This is a genomic window from Micromonospora sp. WMMC250, from assembly GCF_027460215.1.
Taxonomy (GTDB): Bacteria; Actinomycetota; Actinomycetes; order Mycobacteriales; family Micromonosporaceae; genus Micromonospora; species Micromonospora taraxaci.
This window is the reverse complement of the sequence record NZ_JAPZBJ010000002.1, coordinates 4,028,053-4,042,413: the sequence shown is the minus strand read 5'-3', so window position 1 is coordinate 4,042,413 and position 14,361 is coordinate 4,028,053. Positions and strand designations below refer to the sequence as shown.

Annotated in this window: 16 protein-coding genes; 15 read left to right on the top strand and 1 reads right to left on the bottom strand. The window is 70.6% G+C overall.

The genetic code is table 11. The features are described from left to right. The first annotated feature begins 67 nt into the window (after positions 1-67). The 15 genes from O3438_RS17990 to O3438_RS17920 all read left to right on the top strand — a co-directional run bounded on the left by O3438_RS17990 (position 68) and on the right by O3438_RS17920 (position 13,040). On the top strand, positions 68-442 hold the full coding sequence (locus tag O3438_RS17990; RefSeq protein ID WP_088986253.1) for a DUF3499 domain-containing protein: 375 nt from the start codon (positions 68-70) through the stop codon (positions 440-442). A 547-nt stretch (positions 443-989) separates the two neighbouring features. Then, entirely contained in the window at positions 990-1,733 is a 744-nt protein-coding gene (locus O3438_RS17985) for a DUF5753 domain-containing protein (RefSeq protein WP_269683671.1), read from the top strand. Beyond that, positions 1,724-1,918, top strand: a complete 195-nt coding sequence (locus O3438_RS17980; protein WP_269681055.1) for a DUF397 domain-containing protein — start codon at positions 1,724-1,726, stop codon at positions 1,916-1,918. Before O3438_RS17985 ends, O3438_RS17980 begins: the two co-directional genes overlap by 10 nt. 243 nt (positions 1,919-2,161) lie before the next feature. Beyond that, positions 2,162-2,308, top strand: coding sequence for a hypothetical protein (locus O3438_RS17975; protein WP_269681054.1), 147 nt, complete (start codon positions 2,162-2,164; stop codon positions 2,306-2,308). Continuing rightward, the gene (locus O3438_RS17970) at positions 2,308-3,492 is read left to right on the top strand and encodes a polyamine ABC transporter substrate-binding protein (RefSeq protein ID WP_269681053.1); all 1,185 of its coding nucleotides are present in this window, start codon (positions 2,308-2,310) and stop codon (positions 3,490-3,492) included. The genes O3438_RS17975 and O3438_RS17970 overlap by 1 nt, the downstream gene beginning before the upstream one ends. Positions 3,493-3,497: 5 nt before the next feature. Beyond that, a complete protein-coding gene (locus O3438_RS17965) occupies positions 3,498-4,595 on the top strand; it encodes an ABC transporter ATP-binding protein (protein WP_269681052.1) in 1,098 nt (365 codons plus the stop codon). Next, complete coding sequence (locus O3438_RS17960) at positions 4,592-5,449, top strand: ABC transporter permease (protein ID WP_269681051.1); 858 nt, start codon at positions 4,592-4,594, stop codon at positions 5,447-5,449. Before O3438_RS17965 ends, O3438_RS17960 begins: the two co-directional genes overlap by 4 nt. Beyond that, positions 5,446-6,261, top strand: a complete 816-nt coding sequence (locus O3438_RS17955; protein ID WP_269681050.1) for an ABC transporter permease — start codon at positions 5,446-5,448, stop codon at positions 6,259-6,261. The genes O3438_RS17960 and O3438_RS17955 overlap by 4 nt, the downstream gene beginning before the upstream one ends. A 269-nt stretch (positions 6,262-6,530) precedes the next feature. Further along, positions 6,531-7,313 carry a G5 domain-containing protein gene (locus O3438_RS17950; RefSeq protein WP_269683670.1) on the top strand — a complete coding sequence of 261 codons (783 nt, stop codon included), beginning with the start codon at positions 6,531-6,533 and terminating at the stop codon, positions 7,311-7,313. Between the two features lie 372 nt (positions 7,314-7,685). Further along, complete coding sequence (locus O3438_RS17945; RefSeq protein WP_269681049.1) at positions 7,686-8,351, top strand: response regulator transcription factor; 666 nt, start codon at positions 7,686-7,688, stop codon at positions 8,349-8,351. After that, complete coding sequence (locus tag O3438_RS17940; protein WP_269681048.1) at positions 8,348-9,412, top strand: sensor histidine kinase; 1,065 nt, start codon at positions 8,348-8,350, stop codon at positions 9,410-9,412. The genes O3438_RS17945 and O3438_RS17940 overlap by 4 nt, the downstream gene beginning before the upstream one ends. A gap of 70 nt (positions 9,413-9,482) precedes the next feature. Next, a complete protein-coding gene (locus O3438_RS17935) occupies positions 9,483-10,508 on the top strand; it encodes a threonine ammonia-lyase (protein ID WP_269681047.1) in 1,026 nt (341 codons plus the stop codon). Continuing rightward, entirely contained in the window at positions 10,505-11,635 is a 1,131-nt protein-coding gene (locus O3438_RS17930; RefSeq protein WP_269681046.1) for a D-alanine--D-alanine ligase family protein, read from the top strand. Before O3438_RS17935 ends, O3438_RS17930 begins: the two co-directional genes overlap by 4 nt. Further along, positions 11,632-12,309, top strand: coding sequence for a M15 family metallopeptidase (locus O3438_RS17925; protein WP_269681045.1), 678 nt, complete (start codon positions 11,632-11,634; stop codon positions 12,307-12,309). Before O3438_RS17930 ends, O3438_RS17925 begins: the two co-directional genes overlap by 4 nt. 56 nt (positions 12,310-12,365) lie before the next feature. Continuing rightward, positions 12,366-13,040: a hypothetical protein gene (locus O3438_RS17920; protein WP_269681044.1), complete on the top strand. Its 675-nt coding sequence runs from the start codon at positions 12,366-12,368 to the stop codon at positions 13,038-13,040. Between the two features lie 60 nt (positions 13,041-13,100). On the opposite strand, the gene O3438_RS17915 is transcribed toward O3438_RS17920, so the two are convergent. Further along, a complete protein-coding gene (locus O3438_RS17915; RefSeq protein ID WP_269681043.1) occupies positions 13,101-14,357 on the bottom strand; it encodes an SUKH-3 domain-containing protein in 1,257 nt (418 codons plus the stop codon). Positions 14,358-14,361: the final 4 nt, after the last annotated feature.

Sequence of the window (14,361 nt, the reverse complement as noted above, 5' to 3'; positions counted from 1 at the left end):
CACCATGACGGGCGTGTCGCAACGCGAAGCGATGCGCCGGACCCGGTAATGGAGATACCCTGCCGCCGTGAGGTCACCACGGCGCTGCTCCCGTAACGGCTGCCCCCGGCAAGCGGTCGCCACATTGACCTATGTCTACAACGAGTCGACAGCGGTGGTGGGGCCGCTGGCGGCGTTCGCCGAGCCGCACACGTACGACCTGTGTGAGCCGCACGCCCGCAGCCTGACCGCGCCGCGGGGCTGGGACGTGGTCCGGCACGAGGGCGAGTTCGAACCGCCGCCGCCCACCACCGACGACCTGGTCGCACTCGCCGAAGCGGTCCGCGAAGCCGCCCGCCCGGCCCCCCGTCCGCCGGAGGAGCCCCACGACCGGTCGCACTCCGACCAGTCCCACTCCACCGGCCGCCGAGGCCACCTCCGCGTAATCCCCCCCAACCACTAACCGCGCCCCCTTCGGGCTGCCCCCTTCGGCCGCGCGCCTCCTTCGGGCTGCGCGCGCCTCCTTCGGTGTTGATCAAGAGGTTTGCGTCAAGAACGCGCCGGTCTTTGACGCAAACCTCTTGATCAACAGGCGTGGGCGGGGTGAGGGCGGGGCGGGGTGAGGTTGGGCGGGGTGATCCACACCTGATCGGCGATGTGGCGGTGTCGGGGACGGTTGATACCGCCTTGTCGGCGACGCGGAGTTGATCAAGCGCCACGGGCGGCGGTGACGTGAGTGTGGGTCGGTCGCCACGGACGGCGGTGACGTGAGTGGGGGTCGGTCGCCACGGGCGGAGGCGGGCCTGGTCGGGGACGTTGGTGGGGCACCTTCGGGGCGTTCAGCGGGCGTTCTGAGAGTGCGCCGACATGTCTGACCGCCACACGCCGGGAGACCGCAGACATCGTCACGCAGCGTCGCTAACATGCGCCGCAACGTACATCGAGCCAAGTCACGGTGTGCGTCTGGCGGGCGGGAGGCTCCAGTGGCGAACGAGGCGTTGCGGGTGGCGATGGCCGAGGCGGGGGAGACTGTCGAATCGCTGGCGGAGAAGGTTCGCGTCCACCCGAAGACGACAGCGCGGTGGCTTGCCGTGGGGCACATCCCGCATCCGCGTACCCGGGTCGCGGTGGCCAGGATCCTGTGCCGGGACGCGGCCGACCTCTGGCCGGAGCCGTTCCGTCGCCGTGACCTGCCGTGGTTCCGACCGTGGGCCGAGCTTGAGCAGGACGCCATCTCGATCCGGTCCTATCAGCCGTTGCTGGTGCCGGGTCTGCTGCAAACCGAGGGGTACGCCCGCGCGGTGCTGGGCACCGGTGGGCTGGTCCCACCGTCCGAGGTGGATCTGATCGTCGCGAGTCGTCTCGAACGGCAGGCGGTCCTCGGCCGAGATGCCCCGCCGCAGCTCGTTGCGGTGATCGACGAGGTGGTGCTGCGTCGCCTGGTCGGCGACCCCGCCGTGATGTCCGGGCAGTTGGCCCATCTGGCGGCGGCAGCCGAGTGGGAGCACGTGCAGGTTCGGGTCATCCCGGCCGACAGTCCGTGGCACACCGGCCTGGCTGGCCCCTTCGTGCTGGGTCGCCTGCCGGACGGGACGGAATTGGCGTATCTCGACAACCAGCTCCGCGGTCAGATCGTGACCGATCCCGTCGACGTCGCTAGCCTGGGACGCAGGTGGGAGAGCGTCACCGGTGAGGCGTTACCCCAACGCCGGTCGATCGAGCTGATCAGGGAAGTGGCCACGACATGGACATGACCGACGCCCGCTGGCGCACCGCTACCCGCAGCAGCAACAACGGGGGCGACTGCGTCGAGGTGGCCGACAACCTGCCCGGTCGGGTGCTGGTGCGCGACAGCAAGGACCGCGACGGCGGCACCCTGGCCTTCGCGCCGGCCGCCTGGTCGTCCTTCGTCAAGAATGTCCGTGGGCGCGACCGCTGAGCCCTGACCGCCGGCCCGGCCGCTGAACCTCAAGCCGCCGAGTCCAGGCGGCTGGGCCCAGGCCGCCGAGTCCAGGCCGCCGAGCCCGGGCGGCTGACCCCGAGCCGCCGAGCCCCAAGCCGCTGATCGACTCGCCTTCATGAAAAGCGCGGTGTCACGGCGCGCGGATGCCACGGTTTCCCGGAAGGCGAGTCGATCAAGCCCGCGGGAGGCGGATGGACCAAGCCCGCCCGGGAAGGTGAGTTGATCAAGCCTTCCGACGTCGCGTGGACCACGCTGAGCGTGATGGACGGCTGCACGGGCGGTGATTCGCTGGCCCCGATGCTCTTCTGGCGCTGCGGGTTTGTCATCGTGTCAGGCGTCCACGGCACCGACCCTGAGGAAAACTGATGCGCGCGCCCCTCCGGCCCCTCTCCCGGCGTGGACTACTCACCGGCACGTTGGGCACGGTTGCCCTGCTCACCACGGGCGGCAGCCTCGCCGGCTGCGGCACCAAGGGCGCCCAGCAGACCGAGGCCGGTTGCGTCAGCGAGGACCTGTCCGGCGCGGAGAGGAAGCTCGCCTTCTCCAACTGGCCGCAGTACCTGGACGTGGACGAGGCCGACGAATCAAAGCGGCCGAGCCTGGACGAGTTCGTCGCGAAGACCGGCATCGAGGTCACCTACACCGAGGACATCAACGACAACAACGAGTTCTTCGGCAAGGTACGGAACCAGCTCGCCGCCTGTCAGAGCATCGACCGGGACATCATCGTGCTGAGCGACTGGATGGCGGCCCGGATGGTCCGGCTCGGCTGGGTCCAAAAGCTCGACCCGGCGAGGATCCCGAACGTGCGGGCCAACCTGCTGCCGTCGCTGCTCGACCGCTCCTTCGACACCGAGAACCGGATCTCGATCCCCTGGCAGTCCGGCCTCGCCGGGTTGGCGTACAACGGCAACGTCACCAGGGAACTGCGGACCGTCGACGAGCTGCTCACCCGCCCCGACCTCAAGGGCCGGGTGACGGCGCTCAGCGAGATGCGCGACACCATGGGCCTCCTGCTCTCCTCGAACGGGCACGACCCGGCCAACTTCACGCCCGCCCAGTTCGACGGCGCGTTGAACAAGCTCAGGAAGGCCGTCGAATCCGGGCAGATCCGCAGGTTCACCGGCAACGACTACGCGCCCGAGCTGGCCAAGGGTGACATCGCCGCGTGTATCGGCTGGTCCGGCGACGTCATCCAGCTCGCCGGCGCGGACGAGAAGGTCAGGTTCGTCGCGCCCGACTCCGGCGTGATGCTCTACAGCGACGACATGTTGGTGCCCAACAAGGCCACCCACAAGGCCAACGCCGAGCAGCTGGTCAACTACTACTACGAGCCGGCGGTGGCCGCGAAGCTCGCGGCGTACGTCAACTACATCTGCCCGGTCCGGGGCGCCCAGGCCGAGATGGAGAAGATCGACCCCGAGTTGGCGGCCAACCCGCTGATCTTCCCCGACGAGGCGCTGCTGTCGAGGTCCACGGTGTTCATGACCCTGGACGAGAAGCAGGAGAAGGAGTACGAGGGCAAGTTCCAGCAGGTCATCGGAGCGTGACGAGGATGGCGCGGGAGATACCGGCCGGCGACCTGCGCCTGGCCGACCTGACCAAGCGGTTCGGCACCCGTACCGCTGTCGACGCCCTCGACCTGACGATTCCCCAGGGCTCCTTCTTCGCGCTGCTCGGTCCCTCCGGCTGCGGCAAGACCACCACCCTGCGGATGATCGCCGGTCTGGAGGAGCCGACCAGCGGTCAGGTGCTGCTCGGCGACCGGGACATCGGCCGGCTGCGGCCGCACCAGCGGCCGGTCAACACCGTCTTCCAGAGCTACGCGCTCTTCCCGCACCTCGACGTCTTCGAGAACGTGGCCTTCGGGCTGCGTCGGCGCGGCATCCGCTCCGTGGGCGACGAGGTCAACCGAATGCTGTCGCTGGTGCAGCTCGACGGTTACGGCAACCGCCGCCCCGCCGAGCTGTCCGGCGGTCAGCAGCAACGGGTCGCGCTGGTCCGTGCGCTGGTCAACCGGCCGCAGGTGCTGCTCCTGGACGAGCCGCTGGGCGCGCTCGACCTGAAGCTGCGGCGGCAGATGCAGATCGAGCTGAAGCGCATCCAGACCGAGGTCGGCATCACCTTCGTGCACGTCACCCACGACCAGGAGGAGGCCATGACCATGGCGGACACGGTCGCGGTGATGAACGCCGGCCGGATCGAGCAGCTCGGCGCACCCGCCGACCTGTACGAGTTCCCCGCCACCGCGTTCGTCGCGAACTTCCTCGGCCAGTCCAACCTGCTCGCCGGCGAGGCCGCCGGCGTCAGCGGCGGCGACGTCGCGGTGACGGCGCACGGCGCGCGCTTCTCGGTGCCCGTCGGCCGCTCACGGGCTGACCACGGGCCGGTCCAGCTGGGGGTACGTCCGGAGAAACTGCACCTGGTCGGCTCCGCCGCCCAGGTGCCAGTGGGTCATCAGCACGTCGCCGGGGTGGTCACCGACGCCTCCTACGTGGGGGTCAGCACGCAGTACCTGTTGCGTACCGGCTGGGGCGCCGAGCTGTCGGTGTTCGTCGCGAACAGTGGAACGTCGACGCGGGTGGCGGTCGGCGGGGCGGCGGTGGCGCACTGGGATCCACGGCACGCGTTCCTGCTGCCCGCGTCGTCGTGACCCGGCTGACGCGGCGGCGGCTCCTGCCGTACCTCCTGTTGCTGCCCGGTGTGGCCTGGCTGCTGGTGTTCTTCGCTGTGCCGCTGGCGCAGCTCGCGGCGGCCAGCCTCTACGACCCCAGCGGCTCGCTCACCACCGGCTACGCGATGACCTGGGCTTTCGGCAACTACTCGGACGTGGTGCAGGCCTACTGGCCGCAGTTCCTCCGCTCGTTCGGTTACGCCGGGTTGGCCCTGGTGCTGGCGTTGCTGCTGGGCTACCCGCTGGCGTACGCGATAGCGGTGAAGGCCGGCCGGTGGAGGAACCTGCTGCTGGTGTGCGTGGTCGCACCGATGTTCACCAGCTTCCTGGTCCGCACGCTGGCCTGGAAGACGATCCTGTCGGACAACGGGACGCTCGTCGGTCTGCTGCGTGACGCGCACCTGCTCGCACCGGACGGACGGCTGCTGGCGACCCCGGTCGCTGTGGTGCTCGGCCTGACGTACACCTTTCTGCCGTTCCTGGTGCTGCCGCTGTACGCGAGCCTGGAGCGGTTGGATCCCCGAATGCTGGAGGCGGCCGGCGACCTGTACGCGAGCCCGGCGCAGGCGTTCCGTCGGGTGACACTGCCGCTGTCCATGCCCGGTCTGGTCGCCGGGACGCTGTTGTTCTTCATTCCGGCCAGCGGCGACTACATCAACGCGGAGCTGCTCGGCACCCCGAACGAGTACATGATCGGCAACGTCGTCGACTCGGCGTTCCTGGTCCGGCTGGACTATCCGCAGGGCGCCGCGCTGTCGGTCCTCCTGATGGCGGCGATCCTCGCCGTGGTTGTCGGATATCTCCGCGGGGCAGGCAGGGAGGAGGTGCGGTGAGGATCGCGCGGTGGCTGGCCGACCGTTGGGTGCTGATCGTGGCGCTGCTGGTGCTCGGTTACCTGGCGCTGCCGAACCTGGTGGTCGCGGCGCTCTCGTTCAACCGCCCGTCGAACCGGCTGTCCTACGACTTCGACGAGTTCACTCTGGACAACTGGCGTCGGCCGTGTGCCACCTCGGACATGTGCGACGCGGTGGTCCGCAGCGTGCAGATCGGGTTCCTCGCCACTGTCCTCGCCACGGTGCTCGGCACCCTGATGGCGTTCGCGTTGGTCCGGCACCGCTTCCGAGGTCGGGCCGGGGTCAATGTGCTGGTCTTCCTGTCGTTGGCCACCCCGGAGCTGGTGATGGGCACGTCGCTCCTGGCGTTGTTCGTGTCCGCCGGAGTGCCACAGGGCTTCTGGACCGTCGTGATCTCGCACGTGGTGTTCTGCGTGTCGTTCGTGGTGGTCACCGTGAAGGCGCGGCTGGCCGGGATGGACCGGCGGCTGGAGGAGGCAGCGATGGACCTCTACGCCAGCGAGTGGCAGACCTTCCGGAGAATCACCCTGCCGTTGGTGCTGCCCGGCATCGTGGCCGCCGCGCTGTTGGCCTTCTCGTTGAGCTTCGACGACTTCATCGTCACGAACTTCAACGCCGGCACCACAGTCACCTTCCCGATGTACGTGTGGGGCGCTGCCCAGCGGGGCATCCCACCGCAGGTCAACGTCATCGGCACCGCGATGTTCGCGATCGCGCTGCTGCTGGTGGGGCTCACGTCGCTGCGCGGCCGGCGGGCGCCGCGGGTCGCTCGGACGCCGACGCCGCGCTGACCCCCCGCTGACGGCATCTCGACACCTTCCCGCACGTCCGTCGACTGTCGAGCGTGTGAAGGTGCGGCGGACGCCGGATTTGCGAGGCTTGTTGGCAGATGCAGCCGCACGATCGGCCCTGGCCGACCGGCCTGGAGGTTTGCCGCAGGTGACGTCTCGTCGCCCGGGAAAGCGCCCACGGATCATCGGTGCGACGCGAACGGCGCAGGTGACGAGCGCGACGGATGATATTGCGGACGGTGTTTGCGACGACACTCATCGCCGTGACTATGCAACCACCACAGAACCCGGGTCCGCCGTACCCGTCGTCGTTCGGTCAGGCGCCCCGCCCGAACTGGTTCCGTCGGGCCAGCCCTGCCCGCCGAACCGCCGTGATCCTCGGCTCGGTGACCCTGTCGATCCTGCTGCTCTGCTGCACCGGCACCGCCATCATCGGCGCGCTGGCCGGCGAGCCGGAGCCGACCAAGACCGGCACGGCCGCCGAGCAGGCGCAGCAGCCCATCGTGGCGGCGCCCGCCGACCCGACCGAGGAGTCTCCCGCCCCGGCCGCCGAGTCGGCCGCCTCGCCAACTGCCGCTCCGGACGCCGTCGTACCCCCGGTGACGGTCTCACCGACCCCGTCGGATGCCGCGACAGCGCCGGTCGTGAAGGTGACGACCGAGACGGAGCAGGCCACCGTCCGGTACGCCGAGAAGACCGTCAAGGTCGCCTCACTGGCCGAGGGCAAGCGGGTCGTGCGGACCAAGGGCGTCAACGGGGTACGAACCCTGACGTACGAGGTGACCACCACGAACGGGGTGCGGACGTCCAGGAAGCTGGTCAAGTCGACAGTGACGAAGCAGCCGGTGACCCAGGTCGTCGCCGTCGGCACCAAGAAGCCGCAGTCGTCGAACTGCGACCCGAACTACAGCGGCTGTGTCCCGATCGCCAGCGACGTCGACTGCCTTCCCGGCACTGGCGACGGGCCCGGTTACGTTCGTGGTCCTGTCAAGGTCATCGGTAAGGACATCTACCGTCTCGACAACGACAAGGACGGCTACGGCTGCGACTGAGCCGTGCGGCGGCCCGCGACCTGGGTCGCGTGGTGGTCCGTGCTCACGCGGCGTCACCTCCCAGCGGGAGGCCACGGCAGACAGCGGTATACCTCTGAGTCATATTTATGACCCAGAGGTATACCGCTCATCAGGCTGAGTGCCCCCGACTCCCCGGTGACGCGGCTCACTCCCGACCATCAACCGCCCGGCCGTTCGGGACTACCGACGCAGGCGGCCCGGTACGGGCACGAATCCGACGGCCCCGCAGGTCACGATGACTTGTCCCTGGGGCAATGCCGTGGACGATGGCTGTCGGCGGGTGCTTACAGAACCCTTAACCCGGGCCTGCCACGGTATGCCGGGTAAGCGGAACTCGGGGGAGCGGACGACGTGCGGGTGCTGGTGGCAGACGACGAGCGGTTGTTGGCGGACACGGTGGCCCAAGGGCTGCGACGCCTGTCGATGGCCGTTGACGTCTGCTACGACGGTGACGGTGCGTTGGAGCGGATCGGGGTGAACCGGTACGACGTCGCGGTGCTGGACCGGGACATGCCCGGGCACACCGGCGACGAGGTGTGCCGCAGCATCACCGACGCCCAGGTCGGCACGCGGGTGCTGCTGCTGACCGCGGCGGCCGGCATCCGGGACCGGGTGGAGGGTCTCGGCCTCGGCGCGGACGACTACCTCACCAAGCCATTCGCCTTCGCCGAACTGGTCGCCCGCGTACAGGCCCTCGGCCGCCGGTCCACGCCGGCGCTGCCACCGGTGCTCGCCCAGGAGGGCCTGGTGCTCGACGTGGGTCGGCACACGGCCACCCGGGACGGCCGCCCGCTCGCGCTCAGCCCGAAGGAGTTCGCGGTGCTGCACGTGCTGCTGCGCGCGGACGGCCAGGTCGTCAGTGCCGAGGAGCTGCTGGAGCAGGCCTGGGACGAGTTCGCCGACCCGTTCACCAACGCGGTACGGGTCACCGTGATGACCCTGCGCAAGAAGCTCGGCGACCCGGCGGTCATCCACACCGTTCCGAAGGCCGGCTACCGCATCGGTGGGTCGGCGTGACCTGGACGCCCCGACGTCGGGTGTTGCTCGTGGGTTTGCTGGCCCTGTTGGCCGGGCCCGCGCTGCCGACGGCGGGCAAGTTGCTGACGGGGATGACCTGGACCTGGGGGCAGCAGTTCTGCGATCTGCCGATACCCGGGCTGTACACGGTCTGCGCGGACGTGCGCCCGGGGGCGTTCGTGCTGCCCCTGGTGGCCGTCCTGCTCGTGACGGTGGCCGCGCTCGTGGCGGTCTGGCTCGGCGCGGTGTGGTGCCTGCGTCCCGTCCGTGACCTGACCGGGCCCATCGAGCATCTCGGCCCGCAGAACCTCGGTCACCGGATCCGAGCGCGGGGGCACGACGAGCTGGCCCAGCTGTCCCGGGCGATCGACGCGATGATGGAACGCATCTCCGCCGGGTACGACGGGCAGCGGCGGTTCGCCGCCAACGCGTCGCACGAGTTGCGTACGCCCCTCGCCGTGCAGCGGACGCTCATCGAGGTCGGCATGGCCCAAGCGCTCAGCGGCGAGCAGTTGGAGTTGTTGACCAGCCAACTGCTGGAGACCAACGAGCGCAACGAGCGGCTGATCGAAGGTCTGCTCGCGCTCAGCGAGAGCGACCAGGGCCTGCGGTCGCGGATACCGCAGCGGCTCGACACGATCGTCGAGGCGGTGCTCGCCGGCTACCAGGACCGTGCCCTCGAGGCCGACGTCACCATCGACACCTACCTCGCGCCCCGGGTCGTCGTCGGCGAACGGGTGCTGCTGGAGCGCCTGGTCACCAACCTGGTGGAGAACGGGATCAAGTACAACCGGCGCGGCGGCTCGCTCACCGTCTCGGTGGGTGGCGAACCCGCGCTGTCCGTGGTCAACACCGGTCAGCCCGTGCCGGCCGAAGCGGTGGCCGGTCTCTTCGAGCCGTTCCGCCGGCTGGCCCGGGACCGCACCTCGCGGGGCGGGGGCGCCGGCCTGGGCCTGGCCATCGCCCGCTCGATCACCCAGGCGCACGACGGCATCATCGCGGCCCGGCCCGCCGAGCACGGCGGCCTGAGAGTCGACGTCCGACTACCCAACCCGCACTAACGCTTCCACCACACCGCCGGGGTCCGCGTACCGCTGGACCCCACCTGCGGCGTGCCCGAAAGGAGAAACGATGTCACGCACCGTTGGCCAGGTCCCTGTCGATGTCGAGGAGGCCGCGGCCTGGCTCGCCGGTCGGGTGGTCCGCACTCCCGTGCTGCGGTCCCCGGTGATCGACGATCTGGCCGGGGCGCGAATCCTGTTGAAGGCGGAGAACCTGCAGAACGGCGGCTCGTACAAGATGCGGGGCGCGCTGCGGGCGGTCGGCCGGCTCGCCGCGGCCGGCCACACCGGTGTGATCGCACAGAGCACCGGCAATCACGCGATCGCCGTGGCGTTGGCGGCCCGGGAGCACGGGCTCGCGGCGACAGTGGTGTTGCCGGTCGACGCGGCACCGACGAAGGTCGACCGGGCCCGTGCGGCGGGGGCACGTGTGGTGCTCGCCGGCACCGACGTCGAGGAACGGGTGGCGACGGCCAACGGGCTCAGCGACGAAAGCGGTCACCCCGTCGTCGACGCGTACGACCACCCGGACGTCATCGCCGGGCAGGGCACGGCCAGCCTGGAACTGATCGAGGATGCCGAGCGGGCGGGCACACCGCTGGACGCGCTTGTCGTACCCGTCGGTGGTGGCGGTGGGGTGGCCGGTGCGTGCCTGGCCGCGGCCGGCAGGGGCATCGAGGTGTACGGCGTGGAGCCGGTGGGTTGTGACTCGCTCGCCCGCAGCCTGGCGGCCGGTGTGCGCGTGCCGGTCGCGCCGGCGCCCACGATCGCGGACGGGCTGCGGCCGTCCTGCGTGGGCGAGCTGCCGTTCGACATCGTGCGCGACGCGCTGCGCGGGGTGGTCCGGGTCGACGACGACGAGATCAGCGCTGCGTTCCGGCTGATCCTGATGGAGTTCAAGGTGCTCGCCGAGCCGTCCGGTGCGGCCGGCCTGGCCGGTGCGCTCCGGCTCTCCGGCGACGCGGGCATGGGCTTCGGCCGGCGACGGACGGTCGGCGTGGTGCTGACCGGCGGGAACGTCGAGGCGTCGCTCCTGGCGCGGTTGGTGGTCCAGCGGCCCATCGCCGTGACGGCGGCGGAAGGGGTGGCGGCGTGAGCGCGCCCATTCGGATCGGCATCCTGTTCGGTGGTCCGTCGGCGGAGCACGAGGTGTCCTGCGCGTCCGCGCTCGGGGTGGCCCGGGCGCTCGCCGGCGGCGGTTACCGCACTGTCGCCATCGGCGTCACCCGTAGCGGCGGGTTCCGGTTGATGCCCGACTCGGTGCTGGCCGAGTTGCGCGACCGGCCGGCCGGCGAGCGGGCCATCGACGATCAACTGGTGGTGACCGGCCCGGCCGTCGAGCTCCGAAGTGGTCCGTGCCCGGGAGTCGTGCAGGTGGCCGCCGGCAACGCACCCGGCGCCGTACACGCCGAGCTGGACGTGGTCTTCCCGGTGCTGCACGGGCCGTTCGGTGAGGACGGTGTGGTGCAGGGGCTGTTGGAGTCGCTGAACGTGCCGTACGTCGGGTGCGGCATCCTCGCCTCCGCGGTGGGCATGAACAAGGTGGCGATGAAGCGGGCGCTGCGGGCCGAGGGCATCCCGGTCACCCCGTACGTCGCCTTCGACTCGCACACCTACCGGGCCGCCGAGGACCCGGAGGACCTGGTCGTCGGGCTGCGCCGGCCACTCTTCGTCAAACCGGCCAGCATGGGTTCCTCGATCGGCATCACCCGGGTCGACGAGGGGGACGACCTGGCCGCCGCCGTGGAGGAGGCGCTCCGCCACGACCAGCTCGTCATGGTCGAGCAGGGAGTCACCGGCCGTGAACTGGAGTGCGCGGTGCTCGGCGGCTCGCGCCCCGAAGCGTCGGCGGTCGGTGAGGTGCGGGTCGCCGGGGGCTGGTTCGACTACCGGCAGAAGTACTTCGGCGACGCCGACCCGATGATCGTTCCCGCTGTCCTGCCGGACGACGTGACCGAGTGGATCCGTGACCTGTCACTGCGCGCCTTCGCCGCGATCGGTGGTTGGGGCCTGGCCCGCGTCGACTTCTTCTACGACGAGACGACCGGTTCGGTGTACGTCAACGAACTGAACACCATGCCTGGTTTCACCGCGCACTCGATGTACCCGAAGGTGTGGGCCGCTGTCGGTGTCGGGTACCGGGAGGTGGTGGACCGACTCGTGGAGCTGGCCCGCATCCGGCACGCCGGGCGGCCCGTCACGACGGCGGGGAGCGTCCGATGATCCTGCTCTCCGATCCCCGGGTGGCCGCCGTACCCAGCTCCGACGACGGCGACCCCCTGCTCGACCTACGGGCGCTGCCCGAGTTGCGCCTCGACGGCCGCGCGGCCGACCCCGCCGGGGCGTACGCCCGGCTGCGCGCCGAGGTCGTGGACCGCCTGCTGGCCGCGCAGCGCTCCCTGCCCGCCGGGCTGCGTCTGCTGGTGGTCGAGGGTTACCGGCCGTACCAGTCGCAGCTGGCGATCTTCACCGGTTACCGCGACGAGCTGCGTCGCCGGCACCCGGACTGGTCCCCGGAGCGACTGCACCGCGAGACCACCAAGTTCGTCTCACCGGTCGAGGTGGCCCCGCACAGCACGGGCGGGGCCGTCGACCTGACACTGTGCACCGATGACGGCGTGGAACTGGACCTGGGCACGGCCATCGACGCGACCCCGGAGGACAGCGCCGACGCCTGCTTCACCGACGCGCCCACCATCAGCGCTACCGCGCGTCGAAACCGGCAGATCATGGTGGACGCCCTCGGCGGTGCCGGGATGGTGAACTACCCGACCGAGTGGTGGCACTGGTCGTACGGGGACCGTTACTGGGCGCTGATCACCGGGGCGCCGCACACCCGGTACGGGCCGGTGGACCTGACCGTCGCCAGATCGATTCCCGTGCCGGCTGAACGGTAGGCCCGTCCCGTCCGTACCAGGCGGTGACGGAAACACCGAGGACGGGAGTGACGGCGATGAGGGTGCAGCGCAAGCACGTGCTGGCGGCGAGCGTGGCGGTGCTCGCCGCAGCGGGTGTGGCGGTCGGTACCAACCTGGGGTTCGCCGGCACCTCCCCGACGCGGTCGTCCGTCTGCTCCGGCTCGGTCACCTTCTCCGCGGAGGGCGGGGCGCCCGCGGCGACCAGCGACCGATTCCCGGTGGGGACCCGGCTGCGGGTGACGAATCTGGACAACAACCGGGCGGCCACCGTGACGGTGACCGGCCCGTCGGGCAGTTGTGTGCTGCTCAACGCCGCCGCCATGGAGCTGGTCCGGGAGCCCGGGAAGAACGTCATCCGCCGCAACGTCGTGGAGCGTCTCGACGGTGCCGCGCCGCCGGCCGCCGCGCCGGCACCCGGAACGGTACGCCCCGGTGCCGCGTCGCCCGCCGCATCCGGCCCGGCACCCCGGTCGGCGTGCTCGGGTGCGATCACCTTCTTCGAGGAGGCCGCCGGACCGGGGGCCACCAGCGGGCAGTTCCCGGTGGGTACCCGGCTGCGGGTGACCAACCTGGACAACAACCGGGCGACCACCGTGACGGTGACCGGCCCGTCGGGCAGTTGCGTGCTGCTCAACTCGGCCGCCATGGAGCAGATCCGCGAGCCGGGCAAGAACCTGGTGCGGCGCAACACTGTCGAGGTGCTTCGCTGATTTCGGAGGCGGGGCCCGTGCACCGGGCCCCGCCCTAAGGCCTGTTTCATAAGGGCGTTCCTATGAAACAGGCCTTTCGTCCGCCTGCCAGGTGCCGTCGTCGCGGAGGCGAGCCGGGGCACGCCCGAGCAGCAGAGTGGTCAGTGCGGCGTCGATGGTGTCGCCGAGGAACCATTCGCCGGCCTGGTCGAGCGCGAAGACCCGCCCCCGCTCGTCGACGGCCAGGATGCTGTCCTGCTGCTCGGTGCCGATCGGGAAGAGGCGTACGCCGAGCACCGCGCCGAAGTCCGCGAGCGTGTCGGCGGTGTGCGCGATCATGTGCGGCCGGATGTCGAACCGCGAGATCCACACCTGTTCGCCCCGGCCGCGCCGAGCGCCGACCAGGCTGGGAAACGCGGTCAGCGCCTCCACTGCCGCCGGAAAGACCGTGTGCTGGTGGGTCGCCCCCGGCACCGCTGTCACGTCCCGCACGGCTGCGGCGGCCATGATCTGGTCTCCGATATGCGGTCGCCAGCCGGCTGCGACCAGCGCGTTGGCGACCTCCGCCGGGAAGCGACCGGGGTCGGGATCGGTCGCCGCCGGAGCACGCCAGGTCTCGGTGTACGCCCGAGCCGACTCCGGCAGGACGTTGGCGCGGATCAGGAAGGTGATGCACGATTCGCAGGGCAGCTCGGCGGGGCCACCAGCTGGATCGCCGGGCTCCCGGATCCGGAAGATCTCGAACCGGGCCGCCTCCAACAGTGCCGCCGCCTCGGCCCGACCCATCGGCGCGATGCCTTCGGCGGCCCTGCGGTGGTCGTACTCGTGCAGCACGTCGGAGACGACGATCAGCTCGGCGTGAGCCTCCCCGCCCCGGACCAGATCGCCCGGGGGCAGCTCGTCCAGATAGCTGCGGACCAGCGGGTGATGATTCAGCGGGACGTCGCCCTTCGCGCCCTCCGCCGTCCAGATCCGTCCGTCGATGGTCAGGTGCGCGGACGTGTTCGGGGTGGCCACCCGGTGGATCTCCCGGACCAGCAGGCTCGACGGGTCGACGGTGCGGGGAGCGGTCGGGCCGGACGGCTGGCTGCGCCGGTACAACTCCGCCACCACGTCGCTCGGCACCCGTGGCCAGGTGGTCACGGTGCCGGTCTGCTTGTCGATGACCGTCGTCGGCAGGTCCCCGGGGACCGTCCGCACCTCGGTGGCCACAACGGACGTGATGACGTAGCCGAGGTCGAACTCGTCCACCATCGCTGTGCACTCGTGGCCCAGGCGCCGCGAGTCGCGGCGTGCCCAGGTGGCGGCGAGCTGTTCGGCCTGCTGGCGGTCGATCACGCTC

Excerpts from the sequence above, each read along its gene's own strand:
- O3438_RS17985 (WP_269683671.1), top strand. The coding sequence starts at position 990 with ATGGCCGAGGCGGGGGAGACTGTCGAATCGCTGGCGGAGAAGGTTCGC.
- O3438_RS17950 (WP_269683670.1), top strand. The coding sequence starts at position 6,531 with ATGCAACCACCACAGAACCCGGGTCCGCCGTACCCGTCGTCGTTCGGT.
- O3438_RS17935 (WP_269681047.1), top strand. The coding sequence starts at position 9,483 with ATGTCACGCACCGTTGGCCAGGTCCCTGTCGATGTCGAGGAGGCCGCG.
- O3438_RS17965 (WP_269681052.1), top strand. The coding sequence starts at position 3,498 with ATGGCGCGGGAGATACCGGCCGGCGACCTGCGCCTGGCCGACCTGACC.
- O3438_RS17980 (WP_269681055.1), top strand. The coding sequence starts at position 1,724 with ATGGACATGACCGACGCCCGCTGGCGCACCGCTACCCGCAGCAGCAAC.
- O3438_RS17925 (WP_269681045.1), top strand. The coding sequence starts at position 11,632 with ATGATCCTGCTCTCCGATCCCCGGGTGGCCGCCGTACCCAGCTCCGAC.
- O3438_RS17920 (WP_269681044.1), top strand. The coding sequence starts at position 12,366 with ATGAGGGTGCAGCGCAAGCACGTGCTGGCGGCGAGCGTGGCGGTGCTC.
- O3438_RS17970 (WP_269681053.1), top strand. The coding sequence starts at position 2,308 with ATGCGCGCGCCCCTCCGGCCCCTCTCCCGGCGTGGACTACTCACCGGC.